Annotated in this window: 19 protein-coding genes and 1 riboswitch; of the genes, 11 read left to right on the forward strand and 8 right to left on the reverse strand. The window is 57.1% G+C overall.

The features are described from left to right. Positions 1 to 282: 282 nt before the first annotated feature. The 5 genes from frdA to blc all read left to right on the forward strand — a co-directional run bounded on the left by frdA (position 283) and on the right by blc (position 4,252). On the forward strand, positions 283 to 2,079 hold the full coding sequence (gene frdA, locus CVE23_RS19910; protein WP_038665185.1) for a fumarate reductase (quinol) flavoprotein subunit: 1,797 nt from the start codon (positions 283 to 285) through the stop codon (positions 2,077 to 2,079). Further along, the gene (locus CVE23_RS19915; RefSeq protein WP_038665183.1) at positions 2,072 to 2,806 is read left to right on the forward strand and encodes a succinate dehydrogenase/fumarate reductase iron-sulfur subunit; all 735 of its coding nucleotides are present in this window, start codon (positions 2,072 to 2,074) and stop codon (positions 2,804 to 2,806) included. The genes frdA and CVE23_RS19915 overlap by 8 nt, the downstream gene beginning before the upstream one ends. A gap of 12 nt (positions 2,807 to 2,818) precedes the next feature. Beyond that, entirely contained in the window at positions 2,819 to 3,214 is a 396-nt protein-coding gene (gene frdC, locus CVE23_RS19920; RefSeq protein ID WP_100850226.1) for a fumarate reductase subunit FrdC, read from the forward strand. 14 nt (positions 3,215 to 3,228) lie between these two features. Further along, on the forward strand, positions 3,229 to 3,585 hold the full coding sequence (frdD, locus tag CVE23_RS19925) for a fumarate reductase subunit FrdD (protein WP_049854775.1): 357 nt from the start codon (positions 3,229 to 3,231) through the stop codon (positions 3,583 to 3,585). A 118-nt stretch (positions 3,586 to 3,703) separates the two neighbouring features. Further along, a complete protein-coding gene (gene blc / locus CVE23_RS19930) occupies positions 3,704 to 4,252 on the forward strand; it encodes an outer membrane lipoprotein Blc (protein WP_100850227.1) in 549 nt (182 codons plus the stop codon). Between the two features lie 168 nt (positions 4,253 to 4,420). Here the strand turns inward: blc and CVE23_RS19935 are convergent, their stop codons facing one another. Together CVE23_RS19935 and efp are read right to left on the reverse strand one after the other, a co-directional pair. Then, on the reverse strand, positions 4,421 to 4,774 hold the full coding sequence (locus CVE23_RS19935; RefSeq protein WP_022635071.1) for a DMT family protein: 354 nt from the start codon (positions 4,772 to 4,774) through the stop codon (positions 4,421 to 4,423). A 155-nt stretch (positions 4,775 to 4,929) separates the two neighbouring features. Further along, positions 4,930 to 5,496 (reverse strand): elongation factor P, encoded by a 567-nt coding sequence (gene efp / locus CVE23_RS19940; RefSeq protein ID WP_012768149.1) that lies wholly within the window; start codon positions 5,494 to 5,496, stop codon positions 4,930 to 4,932. A gap of 39 nt (positions 5,497 to 5,535) precedes the next feature. Between efp and epmB the strand changes: the two genes are divergently transcribed. After that, complete coding sequence (gene epmB, locus CVE23_RS19945; protein ID WP_038920373.1) at positions 5,536 to 6,579, forward strand: EF-P beta-lysylation protein EpmB; 1,044 nt, start codon at positions 5,536 to 5,538, stop codon at positions 6,577 to 6,579. A 39-nt stretch (positions 6,580 to 6,618) separates the two neighbouring features. On the opposite strand, the gene CVE23_RS19950 is transcribed toward epmB, so the two are convergent. Continuing rightward, positions 6,619 to 6,963: a DUF4156 domain-containing protein gene (locus CVE23_RS19950; RefSeq protein ID WP_038920375.1), complete on the reverse strand. Its 345-nt coding sequence runs from the start codon at positions 6,961 to 6,963 to the stop codon at positions 6,619 to 6,621. Positions 6,964 to 7,212: 249 nt separating this feature from the next. On the opposite strand from CVE23_RS19950, the gene CVE23_RS19955 reads away from it, so the two are divergent. Next, complete coding sequence (locus CVE23_RS19955) at positions 7,213 to 7,380, forward strand: hypothetical protein (RefSeq protein ID WP_188726083.1); 168 nt, start codon at positions 7,213 to 7,215, stop codon at positions 7,378 to 7,380. Between the two features lie 185 nt (positions 7,381 to 7,565). Here the strand turns inward: CVE23_RS19955 and CVE23_RS19960 are convergent, their stop codons facing one another. Then, complete coding sequence (locus CVE23_RS19960) at positions 7,566 to 8,588, reverse strand: IS110 family RNA-guided transposase (RefSeq protein ID WP_100848778.1); 1,023 nt, start codon at positions 8,586 to 8,588, stop codon at positions 7,566 to 7,568. Between the two features lie 72 nt (positions 8,589 to 8,660). Here CVE23_RS19960 and CVE23_RS19965 point away from each other — a divergent pair, with 72 nt between their 5' ends. Continuing rightward, complete coding sequence (locus tag CVE23_RS19965; protein WP_225622615.1) at positions 8,661 to 9,656, forward strand: glycosyl hydrolase; 996 nt, start codon at positions 8,661 to 8,663, stop codon at positions 9,654 to 9,656. A 76-nt stretch (positions 9,657 to 9,732) separates the two neighbouring features. Here the strand turns inward: CVE23_RS19965 and pgi are convergent, their stop codons facing one another. Beyond that, the gene (gene pgi / locus CVE23_RS19970) at positions 9,733 to 11,382 is read right to left on the reverse strand and encodes a glucose-6-phosphate isomerase (RefSeq protein WP_038920377.1); all 1,650 of its coding nucleotides are present in this window, start codon (positions 11,380 to 11,382) and stop codon (positions 9,733 to 9,735) included. A gap of 206 nt (positions 11,383 to 11,588) precedes the next feature. After that, positions 11,589 to 11,786: riboswitch (Lysine riboswitch) on the forward strand. Positions 11,787 to 11,902: 116 nt separating this feature from the next. Here pgi and lysC point away from each other — a divergent pair. Next, positions 11,903 to 13,267, forward strand: a complete 1,365-nt coding sequence (gene lysC, locus CVE23_RS19975) for a lysine-sensitive aspartokinase 3 (RefSeq protein ID WP_100850228.1) — start codon at positions 11,903 to 11,905, stop codon at positions 13,265 to 13,267. A 204-nt stretch (positions 13,268 to 13,471) separates the two neighbouring features. After that, the gene (locus tag CVE23_RS23185; protein ID WP_049854778.1) at positions 13,472 to 14,506 is read left to right on the forward strand and encodes a methyl-accepting chemotaxis protein; all 1,035 of its coding nucleotides are present in this window, start codon (positions 13,472 to 13,474) and stop codon (positions 14,504 to 14,506) included. A 57-nt stretch (positions 14,507 to 14,563) separates the two neighbouring features. Here the strand turns inward: CVE23_RS23185 and CVE23_RS19985 are convergent, their stop codons facing one another. Continuing rightward, positions 14,564 to 16,210 carry a Na/Pi cotransporter family protein gene (locus tag CVE23_RS19985; protein ID WP_038920381.1) on the reverse strand — a complete coding sequence of 549 codons (1,647 nt, stop codon included), beginning with the start codon at positions 16,208 to 16,210 and terminating at the stop codon, positions 14,564 to 14,566. Between the two features lie 299 nt (positions 16,211 to 16,509). On the opposite strand from CVE23_RS19985, the gene CVE23_RS19990 reads away from it, so the two are divergent. Continuing rightward, complete coding sequence (locus CVE23_RS19990; RefSeq protein WP_100850229.1) at positions 16,510 to 17,964, forward strand: DASS family sodium-coupled anion symporter; 1,455 nt, start codon at positions 16,510 to 16,512, stop codon at positions 17,962 to 17,964. A gap of 96 nt (positions 17,965 to 18,060) precedes the next feature. On the opposite strand, the gene CVE23_RS19995 is transcribed toward CVE23_RS19990, so the two are convergent. Both CVE23_RS19995 and CVE23_RS20000 read right to left on the reverse strand, forming a co-directional pair. Further along, complete coding sequence (locus CVE23_RS19995; protein ID WP_038920383.1) at positions 18,061 to 18,672, reverse strand: HNH endonuclease family protein; 612 nt, start codon at positions 18,670 to 18,672, stop codon at positions 18,061 to 18,063. Beyond that, positions 18,641 to 20,005 (reverse strand): AAA family ATPase, encoded by a 1,365-nt coding sequence (locus tag CVE23_RS20000; RefSeq protein ID WP_049854782.1) that lies wholly within the window; start codon positions 20,003 to 20,005, stop codon positions 18,641 to 18,643. The genes CVE23_RS19995 and CVE23_RS20000 overlap by 32 nt, the downstream gene beginning before the upstream one ends. Between the last annotated feature and the right edge of the window lie 22 nt (positions 20,006 to 20,027).

A 20,027-nucleotide genomic window follows, 5' to 3' on the forward strand; every position in this document is an offset into this window, starting at 1 on the left:
TGAAAGTGCTATTTGCGGATAAATCACATTTTCCGGAATATGTCCGTATAGATATTAAAAAACAGCAAAATGCTGGATCACATCAAATTTCAGTCATCTACAAATCGCTATAATCATTTCCATACAAAAAAAGGGTGATTTAATCTCTCAGTACTGTTTGACCGGATATTTTTTCACTCGATTTAATGTCTTGGAAATTAAAACGGAAAATAAGTGGCTAAACTTAATTTCATATTATTTTCTTAATTTAATTTATTTAACTTAAGTAACTGGAGGCATGCAGTGCAAACCTTTAATGCCGATTTGGCCATTATCGGGGCCGGGGGAGCAGGTTTACGGGCGGCGATCGCCGCAGCAGAAGCAAATCCCCAACTCAAGATTGCGCTGATTTCCAAAGTCTACCCGATGCGCAGCCACACCGTGGCTGCCGAAGGGGGATCGGCGGCAGTCACACAGGATCACGATAGCTTCGACTTCCACTTCCACGATACCGTGGCCGGGGGAGACTGGTTGTGTGAACAGGACGTGGTGGATCACTTCGTGCAGCATTGCCCGCGTGAAATGACCCAGCTTGAACAGTGGGGCTGCCCGTGGAGCCGCAAACCGGACGGTTCGGTCAACGTGCGCCGCTTCGGCGGGATGAAGATCGAACGCACCTGGTTCGCCGCGGATAAAACCGGCTTCCACATGCTGCACACCCTGTTCCAGACTTCGCTGAAATACCCGCAGATTCAGCGCTTCGACGAGCACTTCGTGCTGGATATCCTGGTGGATGACGGGCAGGCCCGTGGGGTCGTCGCCATCAACATGATGGAAGGGTCGCTGATTCAGATTCGCGCCAACGCCATCGTGATGGCTACCGGCGGCGCCGGCCGCGTCTATCGCTACAACACCAACGGCGGCATCGTTACCGGCGACGGTATGGGCATGGCCTTCCGTCACGGCGTACCGCTGCGCGACATGGAATTCGTACAGTACCACCCCACCGGCCTGCCGGGCTCCGGTATCCTGATGACCGAAGGCTGCCGCGGCGAAGGCGGCATCATGGTCAACAAAGACGGCTACCGCTACCTGCAGGACTACGGCCTCGGGCCGGAAACGCCGCTGGGCGAGCCGAAAAACAAATACATGGAGCTGGGTCCGCGCGACAAAGTTTCGCAGGCCTTCTGGCACGAATGGCGCGCCGGACGCACCGTGTCCACCCCGCTGGGCGACGTGGTCTACCTCGACCTGCGTCATCTGGGCGAGAAGAAACTGAAAGAACGCCTGCCGTTCATTTGCGAACTGGCAAAAGCCTACGTCGGCGTCGACCCGGTGAAAGAGCCGATTCCGATTCGCCCCACCGCGCACTACACCATGGGCGGCATCGAAACCGACCAGCAGTGTGAAACCCGTATTCAGGGCCTGTTCGCCGTCGGCGAATGTTCGTCCGTCGGTCTGCACGGCGCCAACCGTCTCGGTTCCAACTCACTGGCGGAACTGGTGGTCTTCGGCCGCGTCGCCGGTGAAAAAGCGGTGGAACGCTCGCAGGCGGCAGCGCCGGCCAACGCCAGCGCGCTGGATGCGCAGGCCAAAGACGTGGAACAGCGCCTGCACGCGTTGATGAAGCAGGAAGGCACCGAAAGCTGGGCCAAAATCCGCGACGAAATGGGGCTGTCGATGGAAGAAGGCTGCGGCATCTACCGCACCACCGACCTGATGCAGAAAACCGTCGACAAACTGGCGGAACTGAAAGAACGCTTCAAGCGCGTGAAGATCACCGACCATTCCAGCGTGTTCAACACCGATCTGCTCTACACCATCGAACTGGGCCACAGCCTGGACGTTGCCGAGTGTATGGCGCATTCCGCCATCAACCGCAAAGAGTCCCGCGGCGCGCACCAGCGTTTGGATGAAGGCTGCACCGAACGCGACGACGTCAATTTCCTGAAGCACACGCTGGCGTTTTATAACCCGGAAGGCGCGCCCCGCCTGGAATACAGCGATGTGAAGATCACCAAGCTGCCGCCGGCGAAACGCGTTTACGGCGCCGAAGCGGAAGCTCAGGAGAAAAACAAGAAGGAGCAAGCGAATGGCTGATATGCAAACCCTGAAAATGGAAGTCATGCGCTATAACCCGGAGCAGGACAACGCCCCGCACTTCGAAACTTACGAGGTGCCGTATACCCGCGAAACCTCGCTGCTGGACGCGCTGGGCTACATCAAGGACAACCTGGCGCCGGACCTGTCCTACCGCTGGTCCTGCCGCATGGCGATTTGCGGCTCCTGCGGCATGATGGTCAACAACGTGCCGAAGCTGGCCTGTAAAACCTTCCTGCGTGAGTACACCGGCGGCATGAAGGTCGAAGCGCTGGGCAACTTCCCGATCGAACGCGATCTGGTGGTGGACATGACCCACTTCATCGAAAGTCTGGAAGCGATTAAGCCGTACATCATCGGCAACAACCGCACGCCGGACCAGGGACCGAACAAGCAGACGCCGGCCCAGATGGCGAAATACCACCAGTTCTCCGGTTGCATCAACTGCGGGCTGTGCTACGCCGCCTGTCCGCAGTTCGGCCTGAATCCGGAGTTCATCGGTCCCGCTGCCATCACGCTGGCGCACCGTTACAACCTGGACAACCGCGACCACGGCAAGAAAGAGCGTATGGCGCAACTGAACAGCGACAACGGCGTCTGGTCCTGTACTTTCGTGGGTTACTGCTCCGAAGTGTGTCCGAAGCACGTCGATCCGGCGGCGGCTATCCAGCAGGGTAAGGTGGAAAGCGCCAAAGACTTCATGATCGCCATGCTGAGACCACAATAAGGGAGGCAACAAATGATCACCAAACGTAAAGCGTATGTCCGTGGCATGACGCCCACCTGGTGGCAGAAGCTCGGTTTCTACCGTTTCTATATGCTGCGCGAAGGCACCGCGGTACCCGCCGTCTGGTTCAGCATCGTGCTGCTGCATGGCGTGTTTTCGCTCAAAGCCGGTCCGGAAGGCTGGAGCCAGTTTGTCAGCTTCCTGCAAAACCCGCTGGTACTGTTGCTCAACATCATCGCCTTGCTGGCGGCGGTGTTGCACACCAAGACCTGGTTCGATCTGGCGCCGAAGGCGAGCATTATCATCGTAAAAGATGAAAAAATGGGGCCGGAGCCGGTGGTTAAAGGACTGTGGGCGGTCACCGTCGTTGTCACGCTGGCGGTGCTGGCCATCGCCTTGCTGTTCTGAACAGGAGGAATCTCGTGATTAATCAACAACCCAAACGTTCCGACGAACCGCCGTTCTGGGGCCTGTTCGGCGCCGGCGGCATGTGGAGCGCCATTTTCGCGCCGGTTATCATCCTGCTGGTCGGGGTTCTGCTGCCGCTTGGTCTGTTCCCGCAGGCGCTGACCTACGATCGCATCGCCGCGTTCAGCCACAGCCTGATTGGCCGCGCGTTCCTGCTGCTGATGATCGTGCTGCCGCTGTGGTGCGGCCTGCACCGTATCCATCACGCCATGCATGACCTGAAAATCCATGTGCCGGCCGGCAAATGGGTGTTCTACGGTCTGGCGGCGATCCTGTCGGTCGTCACTATCATTGGTGTGGTTACGCTGTAAAACCGCCGCCTCGCCATGTCTCACGGCTCGCACTCTGCGGGCCGTTTTTTATTGCATCTTCACTTCCCGCTTCCTACTGTTAAACCATGTTCAAACCAAAAGGCACAGGAAGCCGCGCATGAAGCACTGGCGCTTATTGCTGACATCGTTTATCGCACTGTTTACGACCGCATGCAGTACCACAACGCCACAGGGCGTTCAGATCGTGGACAACTTCGAGCCTTCCCGCTATATGGGAACCTGGTATGAAATCGCCCGACTGGACCACCGTTTCGAGCGTGGTCTGGAGCAGGTCACCGCCACTTACAGCCCACGCGAGGACGGCGGCATCACCGTGGTTAACCGCGGTTTCGACCCGGTTAAGCGGGTCTGGCGCGAAAGTATCGGTAAGGGCTACTTCACCGGCTCGCCGCAACGCGCCGCGCTGAAAGTGTCGTTCTTCGGCCCGTTTTACGGCGGCTACAACGTGATTGCGCTGGACAGCGACTATCGCTACGCGTTGGTATGCGGCCCAAACCGCGATTATTTGTGGATTCTGTCCCGCACGCCTGAAATCCCTCCGCTCGTCAGGCAGGCGCTGCTGGCGACCGCTCAACGCAATGGATTCCAGACGGACAGCTTAATCTGGGTTAAACCATTCTCTGGGTTAAACCATTCTCTGGGTTAATCCACTCGCCGGTTCAGGGAAATAATCAGGCTGACCGAAACAACACAGGAAATAAATAAAACAGCGTTTTGATATTGTTATTTCCTGCAATAACAGGCCAATTCGTCCGGCTTATTTTCAGCCGGCGATCGCGCCGACTGTTTTTACGAAATATCGTTACGCGATGGGTCAACCCATAATTTTATCGCGGAACATAAAGAATACCGCGCCCAGCAGACACAGCCCGGCCCAAATATAGTCGGTACGGAATGGCTCTTTGAGAATAATTATCGAAAAGGGAATAAAGACTGACAGGCTGATCACTTCCTGCAGAATTTTCAGTTGCCCGGCAGACGCCACCTGATAACCGATACGGTTGGCCGGCACCTGCAACAGGTATTCAAACAGTGCGATCCCCCAACTGACCAACGCCGCCACCATCCAGGTACGGCCGCTGAAATAGCGAAGGTGCCCATACCAGGCAAAGGTCATGAATACATTACTGAGGGTCAGCATGAAAACCGTGATAATTAGTGGGGACATAGCACTCTCCTTAACCAAGACGCGGCATTATTACGTCAGGCGGCGCAAAATACCATCAGGCAACGCTCGGCGTGTGTGAGAGAATTTTTCAGGCGGGATATCAAAGGCAAAGCAACGCGTAAACCGCCCGACGGGCAGTTTACGCGCCGGGAAGATTACTTCACGCGGGAGACGTATTCGCCGGAGCGGGTGTCAACCTTGATCACTTCGCCGATCTGCACGAACAACGGCACTTTTACCACGGCGCCGGTGGACAGGGTAGCCGGCTTGCCGCCAGTACCGGCGGTATCGCCTTTCAGGCCTGGATCGGTTTCGGTGATTTCAGCTTCGATAAAGTTCGGCGGCTGAACGGCGATCGGCCGACCGTCCCACAGGGTAACGATACATTCGGCGTTATCCTGCAACCACTTAGCAGAATCACCCACGGTTTTCGCTTCAACCTGATGCTGTTCAAAGGTTTCAGGATGCATGAAATGGAAGAACTCACCGTCGTTATACAGGTAGTTCATGTTGGTATCCATCACGTCAGCGCCTTCAGCCGAGTCGGTAGACTTGAAGGTTTTCTCAACGCGGGACCCCGTCAACAGACGACGCATTTTGACGCGAGCAAAAGCCTGGCCTTTACCCGGTTTCACAAATTCACTGGATTCGATGGCATACGGCTCGCCTTCGAACATGATTTTAAGACCGGAGCGGAAATCGTTGCTAAAATAAGTCGCCATAATGGCCCTCTACATTAATACTGGTACTTAGCCAAAAAAATGGCACACATTGTAACCCTAAATATACCTTCCCGAGAAGATTGGTTGCAGCAACTCACCGACGTTATTACCGATCCTGATGAATTGCTGCGACTTCTGGCGCTGGATAACCATCCGCAACTGACCGCCGGGCGCGATGCCCGCAAACTTTTCCCACTGCGGGTGCCGCGCGCGTTTGCCGCGCGCATGCGGCCCGGCGATGCGCGCGATCCGCTGTTGTTGCAGGTGCTGACCGCGCAGGACGAGTTCATCACCACCCCCGGCTTCAGCCACGACCCGCTGGACGAACAGCACAGCGTGGTGCCCGGACTGCTGCACAAATACCGCAATCGCGCGCTGCTGCTGGTGAAAGGCGGGTGTGCGGTCAACTGCCGTTACTGCTTCCGCCGCCATTTTCCCTACCAGGATAATCAGGGCAACAAAGCCAACTGGCGCCAGGCGCTGGAGTATATCCGCCGGCACCCGCAACTGGACGAAATCATCTTTTCCGGCGGCGACCCGCTGATGGCCAAGGATCACGAACTGGACTGGCTGCTGACCGAACTGGAACAGATTCCCCACCTGAAACGGTTACGCATCCACACCCGCCTGCCGGTGGTGATTCCGGCGCGCATCACCCACGAACTCTGCCAGCGGCTGGCGCGCTCGTCGCTGCGCGTGGTGCTGGTGACCCACATCAACCACGCCAACGAAATCGACGCGGAATTCACCGACAGTATGGCACGTTTGCGCCGGGCGGGCGTGACGCTGCTCAATCAAAGCGTACTGCTGCGCAGCGTCAACGATAACGCCGACACGCTGGCGGCACTCAGCAACGCGTTGTTCGACGCCGGTATTCTGCCCTATTACCTGCATGTGCTGGATAAAGTACAGGGCGCGGCGCACTTTTTGGTGCCGGACGACGAAGCGCGAACCTTGATCAGGGAATTGATGACGCGGGTATCAGGCTATCTGGTGCCGAGCCTGACGCGGGAAATCGGCGGCGAAGCCAGCAAGACGCTGCTGGATATCGGTATGCCGCAACAACAGGAAAATCAGAACTGAGGCACCGCCAGCGTCACGCGACGCTGGCGGCCTTCGACATCAGGGGCACTTATAAACCTGACCCTGCATCTTGCTGTCCAGCGGCGCGAAGCTGGACAGGAACGTCTGGCTCGGCGTAGTCGCGCCGTAAATCACGTTGCCGCCCATCTCCGCCGCCCTGTTGCGCAGGTCATTCGCCGCGCCGCGCATTGAGCTGCCTTCATCACCGCCGCCCGACAACCAGTTGGATTGCGTGCCAGTAATATTGCCCAACAGCTGGCATTGCGCCGCTGGTTTACTGTCGGTAAAACGCACCGCCTGACCGGCAGCACTGAGTTCGTTGGTGGTGCTGCATCCCGCCAGCAAGGCGACAGCAGCCAATCCCATCAGAATACGAGTCCGCATGCTTCTCTCCGTGATAGTCGATACACTGGTCGAAGCCGGGCTACCCCGACCCGACAATCGAAAACTTATGCCAAAACAGGCTCATGTTACCACCATCGGGGTGGCAATTACCGGATAAACGACAACAATTTCTGTTGCCATGACTGTGATCACGCCCGGCTTCACATCGGCGGGAACAGCATTGTCGCGCTCTGCCTCGGGGCATTCGTTGCAACCGAGGCTTTTCCCTTCACCAACAGGATATATCGCATGAAAAGGACGTATCAGCTATTTCGCCAGATATCACTTGCCGCCTGTCTGATGACCGCCACAATCAGCCAGGTCGGCGCCCATACCGTGTCACCAGTCACTCCCAACGCGATGGCGACGACCCGCGCCATCTACATCTATGGACTACCTCCGTTTTGCAAGCACTGATTCTGGTTTTGGGTTGTTGCTTACATCTATCCGGCATCAGGAAAACCTGTGCCCAAATGGGTAATCCGCACACGATCGCCTCAACAACTGGACGGCCTCTGAGGCCAGTATAAAAATCAGGTTCCGATTGTGCAGGTGCAACCTGTCACCATTTCTCAGTACACTGCAACTTTTCTGGCTGGGAATTAACTTCCGGCTGCCTGATATTCTGTATCATTTCTCAGCATCGACCAGATTATTCTCGCGTTCTTGTTAGCTACCGCCACGGTCGTTTTATTAAACCCTCGCCGTTCCCTCAACTGATTAACCCACTGATGCAGACAGCTATCATTCTTATTCGTGGCAACCCTGACGACAGCGCGGGCACCATGAATAAAAAGAGTCCGCAGATGCTTGTCGCCTTTTTTCGTCATATTCATGAGAACTTGCCTGTCACCACTTGAGTGTTGCCGGGGAACCAGACCAAGCCACGCGGCGAAGTGACGACCATTTTTAAATTCAGTTCCTTTGCCAATAGCGGCAACAACAGCCGTTGCCGTTTTAGGACCAATACCTTTAACTTTGGCAATGCGCTGGCAGGCTTCAGATTGCCTGAACACAGCCTCTATTTCTTTATCAAAAAAGTTTATGCGACGACCAAGATCGTTAAAGAGATCATAGAGTTCTGCAATCGTCCTGCGCATTCTGGTACTGAGACCATTTTCTGCATCTTCAAGGATCAGCGGAACTGCATGACGAACTCTTGAGACCGCTGCACCGATTGTTATTCCCCGGTCAAGCAGCAGTCCTCTGATTTGACAGACGGTTGCAGTACGATGATTGACAATACGTTGTCTTGCACGGTGCAGAGCCTGAATATCCTGCTGTTCGGGACTTTTAGGCGGAACAAACTGCATCGTGGGTTGCATAAGGGCCACAGCTATCGCCTGTGCATCATTACCGTCATTTTTTTGCCCGCGAACAAAAGGTTTTACATACTGTGGGCTGATGACTTTTACTTTATGTCCCAGTTTTTCAAACTCGCGTTGCCAGTAAAATGCCCCTGTTGACGCTTCGATACCAATCAGACAGGCAGGAATATTTGCCACCGTCTGGAGTAATTCTTTTCGGCCGGTACGTTTTGTATAAACCGGTTTGCCAGCCTGGTTTAATCCGCAAAGCTGGAAAACATTTTTAGCCAGATCAATACCCAGAAATACGATATTCATGGTGACTCTCCTGTTGAGCATATTTCGTACAGTTAACCGCAGGGGGAGGAGGTAGTCCATCCCATTAACTGGATGGCGCACCTGCCGAATCGCAGCGATTCCCGCCTGCTCTCCGGCGCGTTTGGCGGCTACGCCAATATCGGCGGCGATGACGCCTTCTCGCTAGCCGAAGCGGAGAACATCGCCGCCCGTACCGGTCAGTATCCGGCCATCTACGCCTGCGACTACGCGCGCGGCTGGGACCGAACCTCCGCGGGTAACGAGGCGGATCTGGTGGATTACAGCTGCAACAGCACACTGATCGATTACTGGAAAAAAGGCGGTCTGGTGCAAATCAGCCATCATCTGCCCAACCCGGTATTTGCCGGCAACGATCCCGGCACCGGCGAAGGCGGGCTGAAAAAAGCAGTCAGCAACGAGCAACTGGCTGCCGTGCTGCAATCAGGAACGCCGGAGCGCACCCGTTGGTTGGCTATTCTGGACAAGGTGGCGGCCGGGCTCATGCAGTTGCAACAGCAAGGCGTGGTAGTGCTGTACCGCCCGCTGCATGAAATGAACGGCGAGTGGTTCTGGTGGGGCGCCACCGGCTACAACACCCATGACACCACGCGAATGAACCTGTATATCCGTCTGTACCGCGACATCTACACCTATTTCACCCAGACCAAAGGGCTGAACAACCTGCTGTGGGTGTACGCGCCGGACGCCAACCGCCAGGACAAGACCGGGTTCTACCCCGGCGACGCTTACGTGGATATCGCCGGGCTGGATATGTATCTGGACAACCCGGCCAATCTCAGCGGTTACGACGAGATGTTGCGGTTGAACAAGCCGTTCGCCTTAACCGAGGTCGGCCCGTCCACCACCAACCAGCAGTTTGATTACGCCCGTCTGGTCAGCATCATCAAAAGCCATTTCCCCAAAACCGTCTACTTCCTGCCCTGGAATAACGTCTGGAGTCCGGTGAAAAATCTGAATGCCTCCGCCGCCTACAACGACAGTAGCGTCGTCAACCGGGGCGGCATCTGGAACGGCAGCCAGTTGACGCCGATCGTCGAAGCCAACTGATGCTATAAAAAACCAATGCCATAAAAAAACAGGCCCCGAAATCGGGGCCTGTTGTTATTGAGCGCCTGCGCCGTCATTACGCACGCCACTGTTTGAAGCGGTTGATCAGCCCGTTGGTAGAACTGTCGTGGCTGCTGACGGCGCTGTCATCCTGCAGTTCCGGCAGGATACGGTTAGCCAGCTGTTTGCCCAGCTCCACGCCCCACTGGTCGAAAGTGAAGATGTTCAGGATCGCGCCCTGGGTGAAGATCTTGTGCTCGTAAAGCGCGATCAGCGCCCCCAGGCTGTACGGAGTGATTTCCCGCAGCAGGATGGAGTTGGTCGGACGGTTGCCTTCAAACACTTTGAACGGCGCCACGTGCTCGACGTCTTTGGCGGATTTGCCGGCCGCTGCAAACTCCGCTTCCACTACCTCGCGGGATTTGCCGAACGCCAGCGCCTCGGTCTGAGCGAAGAAGTTCGACAGCAGCTTGTTGTGGTGGTCGCTCAGTGCGTTATGGGTGAGCGCCGGCGCGATGAAGTCGCACGGCACCAGCTTGGTGCCCTGATGGATCAACTGGTAAAACGCGTGCTGACCGTTGGTGCCCGGTTCGCCCCAGATGATCGGTCCGGTCTGGTAATCCACCGGGTTGCCGTTGCGATCGACGTACTTACCGTTGGACTCCATGTTGCCCTGCTGGAAGTAGGCCGCAAAGCGATGCATGTACTGATCGTACGGCAGAATCGCTTCAGTTTCCGCGCCAAAAAAGTTGTTGTACCAGATGCCGATCAGCGCCAACAGCACCGGCAGGTTTTTCTCGGCCGGGGTGGTGGCGAAATGCTGGTCCATAGCGTGCGCGCCGCTCAGCAGCTGCTCGAAGTTGTCGAAGCCGATGGACAGCACGATCGACAGGCCGATGGCGGACCACAGCGAATAACGGCCGCCGACCCAGTCCCAGAATTCGAACATGTTGTCGGTGTCGATACCGAATTCGCCGACGGCTTTGGCGTTGGTGGACAGCGCCGCGAAGTGTTTGGCGACATGTTTTTCATCGCCGGCCGCCTTCAGGAACCAGTCGCGCGCGCTGTGGGCGTTGGTCATGGTTTCCTGCGTGGTGAACGTCTTGGAGGCCACCAGGAACAGCGTGGTTTCCGGGTTGACGCGTTTGAGGGTTTCGGCGATGTGGGTGCCGTCGACGTTGGAAACGAAGTGCATATTAAGGTGATTTTTATACGGGCGCAGCGCCTCGGTCACCATGAACGGCCCCAGGTCGGACCCGCCGATACCAATGTTCACCACGTCGGTGATCGCCTTGCCGGTATAGCCTTTCCACTCGCCGCCGATCACGCGTTCGCTGAACTGCTTCATCTTTTGCAGCACGGCGTTCACTTCCGGCATCACATCCTTGCCGTCGACCACGATCGGCGTGTTGCTACGGTTGCGCAACGCGACATGCAGTACGGCGCGCGCTTCGGTGCGGTTGATCTTCTCGCCGGAAAACATCGACTTGATGGCAGCGGACAGATCGGTTTCACGCGCCAGCGCCTGCAGTTTTTCCAGCGTGTCGGCGGTGATGCGATTCTTGGAATAATCCACCAGCATCAGGTCGCCGAACGTGGCGGAAAAGTGAGAGAAACGCTCGGGATCCTGCGCGAACAGATCGCTGATCTGCACCTCTTTCATCGCGGCAAAATGCTGCTGCAATGCCTGCCAGGCGGCAGTCTGCGTCGGGTTGATATTTTTCATCACACTACTCTTCGGTTTGAGAACAAGTCGGTTTGAGAACAAGTCGGTCGCCGGGCGGGAAATCCTGCCCGCTTTTTCCCGATTGTATCCCTTAACGCCGTGCGGGGAAGCCCTTTTCTTGCGAAATGCCGCGCCCCGGTCCAATGTTGATTGACAGCCGCCGCGTTACCCGCTATTTGTAAAAGCCTACTTGCGCACCTGTTGCGCAAGCCAGAAGAGGAGCGCCGCCCAGGCAAGGTATCGGAGGAACCGTATCCGATGAAGATACCTGAGGGGGAGCGGCGCCGAGGCAGACGTAACGTACGGTGTTTACGCTGTCGACCGCAGGGGCTGAATCCCCTGGGTTGTCACCCGCATCGCTCCGCAAGGCGGAACGATCAGCAAGGTGGAGCGCTTCTGGGTGTGCCGTAGCCAGTTCCTACGCTTGCCCCCTGCTTACCGCTCTTCCCTTGTGCCAAGGCTTAACGATGGAATGCTGTTGTCGACGACGACAATGACGCCCCTGACACGAGGTTTTTGAATGTCTGCTAACACTGAGAACTCACTGATTATCGCCAAATTCGGCGGCACCAGCGTCGCTGATTTCGACGCCATGAACCGCAGCGCCGACATCGTGCTGTCCGACTCGCAGGTACGGGTGGTGGTGCTGTCCGCCTCCGCCGGCGTGACCAACCTGCTGGTGGCGCTGGCGGAAGGCTTGCCGCCGGCTGAGCGCACCGAGCATCTGGAAAAAATCCGCCAGATCCAACACGCCATCCTCAACCGACTGGGCCAGCCGGCCGTCATCCGTGAAGAGATCGACCGCATGCTGGACAACGTGGCCCGCCTGTCGGAAGCGGCGGCGCTGGCGACGTCCAACGCCCTGACCGATGAGCTGGTCAGCCACGGCGAACTGATGTCCACCCTGCTGTTTGTGGAAATTTTGCGCGAGCGCAACGTCGCCGCCGAATGGTTCGACGTGCGTAAAATCATGCGCACCAACGACCGCTTCGGCCGCGCCGAACCAGACTGCGACGCGCTGGGCGAACTGACCCGCAGCCAGCTTGCGCCGCGTCTGGCGCAGGGGCTAGTCATCACCCAGGGCTTCATCGGCAGCGAAGCCAAAGGCCGCACCACCACGCTGGGCCGCGGCGGTAGCGATTACACCGCCGCCCTGCTGGGCGAAGCGCTGAACGCCGGCCGCATCGACATCTGGACCGACGTTCCCGGCATCTACACCACCGACCCGCGCGTGGTGCCGTCCGCACACCGCATCGACCAGATTACCTTTGAAGAAGCGGCCGAAATGGCGACTTTCGGCGCCAAGGTGCTGCACCCGGCCACGCTGCTGCCCGCCGTGCGCAGCGACATTCCGGTGTTCGTCGGCTCCAGCAAAGACCCGGCGGCCGGCGGCACGTTGGTATGCAACAAGACCGACAATCCGCCGCTGTTCCGCGCGCTGGCGCTGCGCCGTAAGCAGACGCTGCTGACCCTGCACAGCCTCAACATGCTGCACGCGCGCGGTTTTCTGGCGGAAGTGTTCAGCATTCTGGCCCGCCACAATATTTCGGTGGACCTGATCACCACCTCTGAAGTCAACGTGGCGCTGACGCTGGACACCACCGGCTCTACCTCGACCGGCGACAGCCTGCTGTCCAGCGCGCTGCTGACCGAACTGTCCTCGCTGTGCCGGGTGGAAGTGGAAGAGAACATGTCGCTGGTGGCGCTGATCGGCAACAAGCTGTCGCAAGCCTGCGGCGTCGGTAAAGAGGTGTTCGGGGTGCTGGAACCATTCAACATCCGCCTCATCTGTTACGGCGCCAGCAGCCATAACCTGTGCTTCCTGGTGCCGTCCAGCGATGCCGAACAGGTGGTCCAGACGCTGCACCGCAATCTGTTCGAATAACGCGAGATAAATGGCCGCAAGCCATCACGGCAGGCAAATCCGAAACCCCAGACGGGTTTCGGATTTTTTTATGCCTGCGGTCCGCCAGCGCCGCCGCCTCCATGATCCCAGCCAATAAAAAAGGATAAACGACAGAGCCTGCCGCAGCGGAAAACACGATGTTTAAACATCAAGGCGGGATGGAAAAGGGAGCGCGGTGAACGCATGGCAAATCCTCGTGAAATTGTAGAGCTCAGTCATCACATACGAAAAATCGCCAATAACAAGATTGCCGATATCGACCACATCAACCGGGAAACCACATTTCTTGCCCTGAATGCCTTGATTGAGGCGGCACGCGCCGGAGAGGCGGGAAGAGGATTTGCGGTGGTCGCCAGCCAGGTTAAACACGTAGCGTCGCTGATTAACCAAATCACCACCGACCTCAATCAGGAACTGGCGGGACCGCTGTCAAAGCTGACAGAACTGGGCGACAACATGATTTCCCGGCTGCACGAGCATGAAAGCGGGCGCCACGTCGATCAGGCGCTGAACATGATCGACATCATCGATCGCAACCTGTACGAGCGCTCCTGCGACGTGCGCTGGTGGGCGACGGACACCGCAGTGGTCGCCTGCGCCGCTCATCCGGGGCAGGCCGAAAAGCAGTACGCTTCGCATCGGCTATCGGTCATTCTGTCGAGCTATACCGTTTATCTGGACCTGTGGATTACCGACCTGAACGGTACGGTACTGGCGAACGGACGCGGGCAGGATTACGACGTCACCGGCCGCAACGTCTCCGACCTGCCTATTTTCCGGCAGGCGAAAGCGACGAAAAACGGCACGGACTATGCGGCGGCGGATATCCAGAAAATCGCGCTGCTACGTAATGCGGCGGTAGCGACCTACGCCACGGCGATTCGTGAGAACGGCGACGAGCATGGCCGCCCGGTTGGCGTATTGCTGATTTTCTTCGACTGGGCGCCGCAGGCCGCGACGGTGGTTCGAAATGTGCGCCTGACGGCTCAGGAGTGGCGGCATACGCGCTGTCTGATTGTGGATTCCGCATCGCGCGTCATCGCCAGTTCCGATGACGCGACCCCGCTGGGAGAACACTTTCCGTTACGGACTGAAGGAAAGGCGGCCGGGTACTATAAAACCGACGGCCGAACCCTGTCTTTCGCGCTGACGCCGGGTTACGAAAGCTATCAGGGCCTGGGCTGGTACGGCGTGATCGAACAGCGAACGGACATGTAGGCATGGACCGCCGGGCAGCAGCGAAACACATCGCCGCCGCCCGGCTCTTAGCATGGCTTACATGGAAACCGAGGACTCTTCCCTCCCTTCGTCTTCTTCTTCCGTCACCATCAGCACGTTGTAGGCGACCGCGCAAAACAACGAATTCAGTCGGTTCATATCGCCCAGCAACCCGAGATGCAGCGAACTGGTTTCCAGACTCTGCACATTCTGATGATGCAACCTGTCGACATGCGCGTGGGAGTAGCGCCGGTTCAGAATACGAAAACGGTGTTTGGCGCGGCGCAGCCGTCTGGCGCTGGTCACATCCGACGACAGGAACACCGACATTCCCAGTCGCAGGTTGTTCAACAGTTGTTCGTACAATGCATTAAGCTCGTCGCGCCCGGCGGTCGAAAAACCGCGCAGCCCATCTGGCGCATGCGCGTCAAGATCGCAAACCACCCGCTCGATAATATCGCCGGCCTGTTCCAGATTGAGCGCCATCTCAATCACCTCCGCCCAGCGCCGGGAATCACGTTCATGCAACCCGGCCTTTTCAATCTGCGCCAGATAGAGCTTGATGGCGTTGTAGAGCACGTCCACGTCGTCATCCAGTCTACGGATCTCTCGCACCTGCTGGCGGTCACCCCGCAGCGCGCCCTGAAACATTTTCAGCATCTGTTCGATCACATCGCCGATGCGCAGCGTCTCCCGCGCCGCGTTAGCCAGCGCCAGCGTCGGTGTATCCAACGCGCTGACATCCAGATGGCGGGGTCGCAACCGCGGATCGAGATCCGGTTCAACCCGCACCAGATTGCCGCACAGCTCCGCCATTCGTCCGGCAAATGGCAACAACAGCAGACAGCGCGCCAGGTTGTAAAACAGGTGGAAATAAATCACCCGTTCCTCATCCGGCAACGGCACCGCCTCCATCCAATCCGCCAGATAACCTATCGCCGGCAGCGCCGGCATACAGCCAATCAGTTTGAAGAACATGCTCCCCAGCGCCACCTGCCGCGCCGCCGGGCCTTGTGCGCTGGCGTTCGCCAGCGCCAGAATGCCGCTGCCCAGATTGGCACCGATCACCAGACACAACGCCACATCCAGGGAAATCACATGGCTGGCGGTCAGGGTGGCGGTCAGCAGCACCGCCGCCAGGCTGGAATAACTCACAATGGCGAACACCGCCCCGACCAGCGCATCCAGCATCACATCGCCAGTCAGCGAGGAAAACAGCACCTTAACCCCGGCGGTCTGGGTGATCGGCGTCGCCGATTCCACAATCAATTCCAGCGCCAGCAGAATCAGCCCCAGACCGATGGCAATCCGCCCCAACTGTCCGACGCGGGTCTGCTTGCAACTGAGGAAAAAGATAACCCCGAGGAAAATCAGTAACGGCGACAGCCAGGAGAGATCAAACGTCAGGACTCGCACCATCAGCGCGGTGCCGACATCCGCGCCCAGGATAATCACCAGCGCCGGCGCCAGCGCAATCAACCCTTGCGAGACAAAAGAGATCGTGAGCAGCGCGGTGGCGTTGCTGCTCTGCACCAGCGCGGTCACACCGATGCCGGCGAGAAAGGCCAGCGGCTTACGGCTTACGCTATCGCTGATCGTTCGCCGCAGACGGGCGCCGTACACCCGCATAATCCCGGTACGAACAATATGCGTCCCCCAGACCAGCAGCGCGATGGCGGACAATAAATGCAGCAGCGTCAACACGGAACTGGGCCTCCCTTAGTCAAAATAGTTATGGAAAAAAATGGCATTCCCGCCCACAAGCCCGGTGTACTACCCACTTGCGCCCGGTCTTAATTCTGACATCTTACTGACATCTTATCCGTTCTTGAGTGGGTCAACGGGTGTAAATAAGCGTAATTTTTTTAAAATCACGGCCTAAATCAATAACAGGGCGTATTTCCCCCCACGCGGCACGTTTCTGGCGTTATGCTTCTTCCATCAGCCGCTTCGCCCGACACCGGCGACGGCATCCTCTTCAGACCTGAGCTAAGGATATACGGATGAAGACAAAAACCGCATATGGCCTGAACTGGCTGGCGCTGCTTATCATCATGATTGTGGCCGCCTTTTTCTGGCAACTGACGCCCCCATCCGGGCTGAAACCCGCCGCCTGGCACTCCGCCGTACTGTTCGTCGCCACCATCATCAGCATCGTGGCGAACGTGCTGCCGATCGGCGCCATCGGTATCATCAGCATTACGCTGTTCGCCCTCACCTACGCCGCCGGCGACACCAGCGCCAGCGCCTCCATCCAGACCGCGTTGAGCGACCTCAACAGTTCGCTGATCTGGTTGATTGTAGTAGCATTCATGATTGCCCGCGGTTTTATCAAAACCGGGTTGGGCCGTCGCATCGCCTTACAAATGATCCGCCTGTTGGGTAAACGCACGCTAGGGCTGGCTTACGGTCTGGCGTTCGCCGACCTGGTGCTGTCGCCCGCCATGCCCAGCAACACCGCCCGCTGCGGCGGGGTGATTTACCCGATTGCCGACTCGCTGGCGCGCAGCTTCGACTCCAAACCGGAAGACGCCTCCCGCAGCAAGATCGGCACCTTTCTGGTGACCTGTATCGGCAACGTCAACGACGTCACCGCCGCACTGTTCATGACCGGCTACACCGGTAACCTGCTGGCGGTGAAACTGGCGGCCAACGCCGGCGTCACCATCACCTGGGGCAGTTGGTTTGTCGCAGCGGTCGTACCTTGCGTGATTTCTCTACTGCTGGTGCCGCTGTGCGTTTATATGCTGGCGAAACCAGAAATCCGTCATACGCCGGACGCGCCGAAACTGGCGATCACCGAACTGGAAAAAATGGGGCGCATGTCGCGCGGCGAATGGCTGATGGCGGCCACCGTGGTAATTCTGCTGGTGCTGTGGATTTTCGGCGATCTGCTGGGCATCGACGCCACCACCGCCTCTTTTGTCGGCCTCTCCTTCCTGCTGCTGACCGGCGTATTAAGCTGGGAAGACATCAAGAGCGAGAAAGGCGCATGGGATACGCTGATCTGGTTCGCCGCGCTGCTGATGATGGCTAACCAGTTGAAGAAACTGGGTTTCACTACCTGGTTTGGCGACCTGATCGGCAGCAGCATCGGTCACCTGATGCAGGACACCAGTTGGGTACTGGTGTTGCTGTTGCTCAACGCCGCCTACTTCTACACCCATTACTTCTTCGCCAGCGGCAACGCCCAAATCGCGGCGTTGTACGCGGTGTTCCTCGGCGTGGGCATTAACCTGCACATCCCGGCGGCGCCGATGGCGCTGATGCTGGCGTTCACCAGCAGCCTGTACTGCTCGCTGACCCAGTACACCCACGCCCGCGGCCCGATTCTGTTCGGCGCCGGCTACGTGCCCACCGCCGTCTGGTGGCGTACCGGCTTTGTCATCAGCCTGATCAATCAGGCGATCTTCATGTCCGCCGGTCTATTGTGGTGGAAGGTGATCGGGCTTTACTAAGCCAAGCAGGCATCAAAAAAACACAGGCCGGGGTAACCCGGCCTGTGTTTTTTTAGCCTCTGATGACTCGAAACGAATATGACAGGCTGGCGATGATTAACGAGTCAGCCCCTGGCGCACAATCTCGGCATACACGAAAGGGGAGTCATCTTTCAGGCTATTAAGCGACCAATCCCCGTTGATATATTTCTCAAAATGGCGTGTACGCATCCGTCGATGCTCCTGACTATCGAGCCTAAGCCGGGATATTGTCGATTCTGCCTGCGTGGCATACGGCGAACCGTTAGGATATAACGCATAATTAGGGCTAATCTCACCCGACAGGAAATTAATTACAAAGGTATCCGGCTGCAAACTGATTGGATCCAAGACGTCATCGAAGTCATTCTTGTTACGATTTGGCCCCAATGAACTTAGGCGATAATTGTTCCATTCATAGGCGTCACCGGCATTATGGGATTTAGCGACGAAATGGTCGGTAGAAGATGCCCCTGTCACCCACTCAAAATAAATCGCCAGATAGGCGCAGACACCGCAATAAGATTCCCAAAGCGAATAATTGCTGTGCGTCCAATAGTTCGGTAAATCCGAAGCCTTCGGCGGTGGTGCATTAAGAGCAATACCCTTTTTACTCAACCAGTTATGCCCTCTCTGACGCACCTCGACATCAAAATCATCAGGCTCCGCCTGTAACACCACCGGAATCATCTTTGCGTCCTTTTTTTATCTTCTTATTATTTTGCTCCGGGTTTGCTTTTTTTCCACGGATAAACCGCCAGCGAAACAGGAACTCATCTTTAACATCGAGAGCCGCCAGCAACTGCTGATACATCGCGTCCAGCTCCTTTTCCGATGCATCAGACTTATTCAGCAGCTTTGCCGCGTCCTCAACCAGTCGCTCATACTCCAGCGGTCTGCCACTTTTTAAATCGAACGCCTCGCTCGTCAGCCAGTTGGTCACATCACCGTGTTTTTCAAATTCACGCCGCTCCAGCACCACCGCACCATTTAGAAAATCCAGATCAAACCATGCATCTCGTGAGCCATCAAATAATGGCTCTACCGAGGTCATCACCAGCGGAGAATGCGTGGTAGTGATCAACTGCACCTGTGCTTTGGCGTTCAGCTTTCCCATCACTTTCAGCAAAGCGGGAACAATACTGCGCTGCCAACTGGGATGAAGATGAGACTCAACTTCATCAATCAGGAACGTAATCTGAGGGCTGACGTCTTCCCCCACAATACTGGCGGCTCGCTGGTGTTCCTCCCAGGCCCATACCAAAAAATAAGCCAGCGCCAGAATACGCCGCATTCCCGAAGACGCATGGAGCACAGGCACATCTTTTTGGTAAGGCATCCTGAGGGTCGGTATTTCACGTACGTCATCCAGACTGATGCGGGTCAGTTCCCCCAGCGAGAGCACTTCGGTTATCGAGGGGGAAAGCACCTTCAGCACGGCATTAAGATGTTTGAACGCCGCGCCTTTCTCTTTTTGCCAACTGGCAATATCACGGATCAACCCGTTACAGAGCCAGGAGCGTTCGTCACCCGGCAAACCATCCCACACTTCAGTCGGGTTTAACACATAGGCCGGAACCCGCTCCTGCACATCAATGCCATCCTGCGTGCGCCAGTAATTACGGTGCGGATCCCACACCGCAAAGCTGCCATCCGCCATCGCATACAGCACCAGTCCAGGGTTGGTCGGCCGACCGGCACGGCCAGTCCAGCTCTGCTCACGTCGGGCATAGGTACTCTCGTAATGGCTTTCATAACGTTCAGTCTTGACCTTACCGGCAAATGAAAAAGCAATACTTGCCTCTTCACCTGCCAGGCCGAACGCAGGGAGCGCTTTTTTGCCAGCGGCCAGTTTAGGATTCACCTCTGCGGGCCATCGGCGAGTCAGCGCCCACCAAATAATATCCAGTAAAAAACTCTTTCCCAGACCATTATCGCCGGTTAACAGGTTGAGCCGATTGCCAAATGTGAGATGCATGGTGCTGGCGGGCCCAACATTGGCAAGGCTAAGTTCATGGATCATCTCACCACCTTATTCCGTTTCA

The organism is Dickeya fangzhongdai (assembly GCF_002812485.1).
Lineage (GTDB): Bacteria > Pseudomonadota > Gammaproteobacteria > Enterobacterales > Enterobacteriaceae > Dickeya > Dickeya fangzhongdai.

What these genes read in the sequence shown, in the direction of transcription:
- CVE23_RS19990 (WP_100850229.1), top strand. Translation starts at nt 16,510, where the DNA reads ATGAAGACAAAAACCGCATATGGCCTGAACTGGCTGGCGCTGCTTATC.
- CVE23_RS19960 (WP_100848778.1), bottom strand. Translation starts at nt 8,588, where the DNA reads ATGAATATCGTATTTCTGGGTATTGATCTGGCTAAAAATGTTTTCCAG.
- CVE23_RS19935 (WP_022635071.1), bottom strand. Translation starts at nt 4,774, where the DNA reads ATGTCCCCACTAATTATCACGGTTTTCATGCTGACCCTCAGTAATGTA.
- blc (WP_100850227.1), top strand. Translation starts at nt 3,704, where the DNA reads ATGAAGCACTGGCGCTTATTGCTGACATCGTTTATCGCACTGTTTACG.
- pgi (WP_038920377.1), bottom strand. Translation starts at nt 11,382, where the DNA reads ATGAAAAATATCAACCCGACGCAGACTGCCGCCTGGCAGGCATTGCAG.
- CVE23_RS19950 (WP_038920375.1), bottom strand. Translation starts at nt 6,963, where the DNA reads ATGCGGACTCGTATTCTGATGGGATTGGCTGCTGTCGCCTTGCTGGCG.
- CVE23_RS23185 (WP_049854778.1), top strand. Translation starts at nt 13,472, where the DNA reads ATGGCAAATCCTCGTGAAATTGTAGAGCTCAGTCATCACATACGAAAA.
- lysC (WP_100850228.1), top strand. Translation starts at nt 11,903, where the DNA reads ATGTCTGCTAACACTGAGAACTCACTGATTATCGCCAAATTCGGCGGC.
- CVE23_RS19955 (WP_188726083.1), top strand. Translation starts at nt 7,213, where the DNA reads ATGAAAAGGACGTATCAGCTATTTCGCCAGATATCACTTGCCGCCTGT.
- efp (WP_012768149.1), bottom strand. Translation starts at nt 5,496, where the DNA reads ATGGCGACTTATTTTAGCAACGATTTCCGCTCCGGTCTTAAAATCATG.
- CVE23_RS19995 (WP_038920383.1), bottom strand. Translation starts at nt 18,672, where the DNA reads ATGATTCCGGTGGTGTTACAGGCGGAGCCTGATGATTTTGATGTCGAG.
- CVE23_RS20000 (WP_049854782.1), bottom strand. Translation starts at nt 20,005, where the DNA reads ATGATCCATGAACTTAGCCTTGCCAATGTTGGGCCCGCCAGCACCATG.
- CVE23_RS19965 (WP_225622615.1), top strand. Translation starts at nt 8,661, where the DNA reads ATGGCGCACCTGCCGAATCGCAGCGATTCCCGCCTGCTCTCCGGCGCG.
- frdC (WP_100850226.1), top strand. Translation starts at nt 2,819, where the DNA reads ATGATCACCAAACGTAAAGCGTATGTCCGTGGCATGACGCCCACCTGG.
- CVE23_RS19915 (WP_038665183.1), top strand. Translation starts at nt 2,072, where the DNA reads ATGGCTGATATGCAAACCCTGAAAATGGAAGTCATGCGCTATAACCCG.
- epmB (WP_038920373.1), top strand. Translation starts at nt 5,536, where the DNA reads ATGGCACACATTGTAACCCTAAATATACCTTCCCGAGAAGATTGGTTG.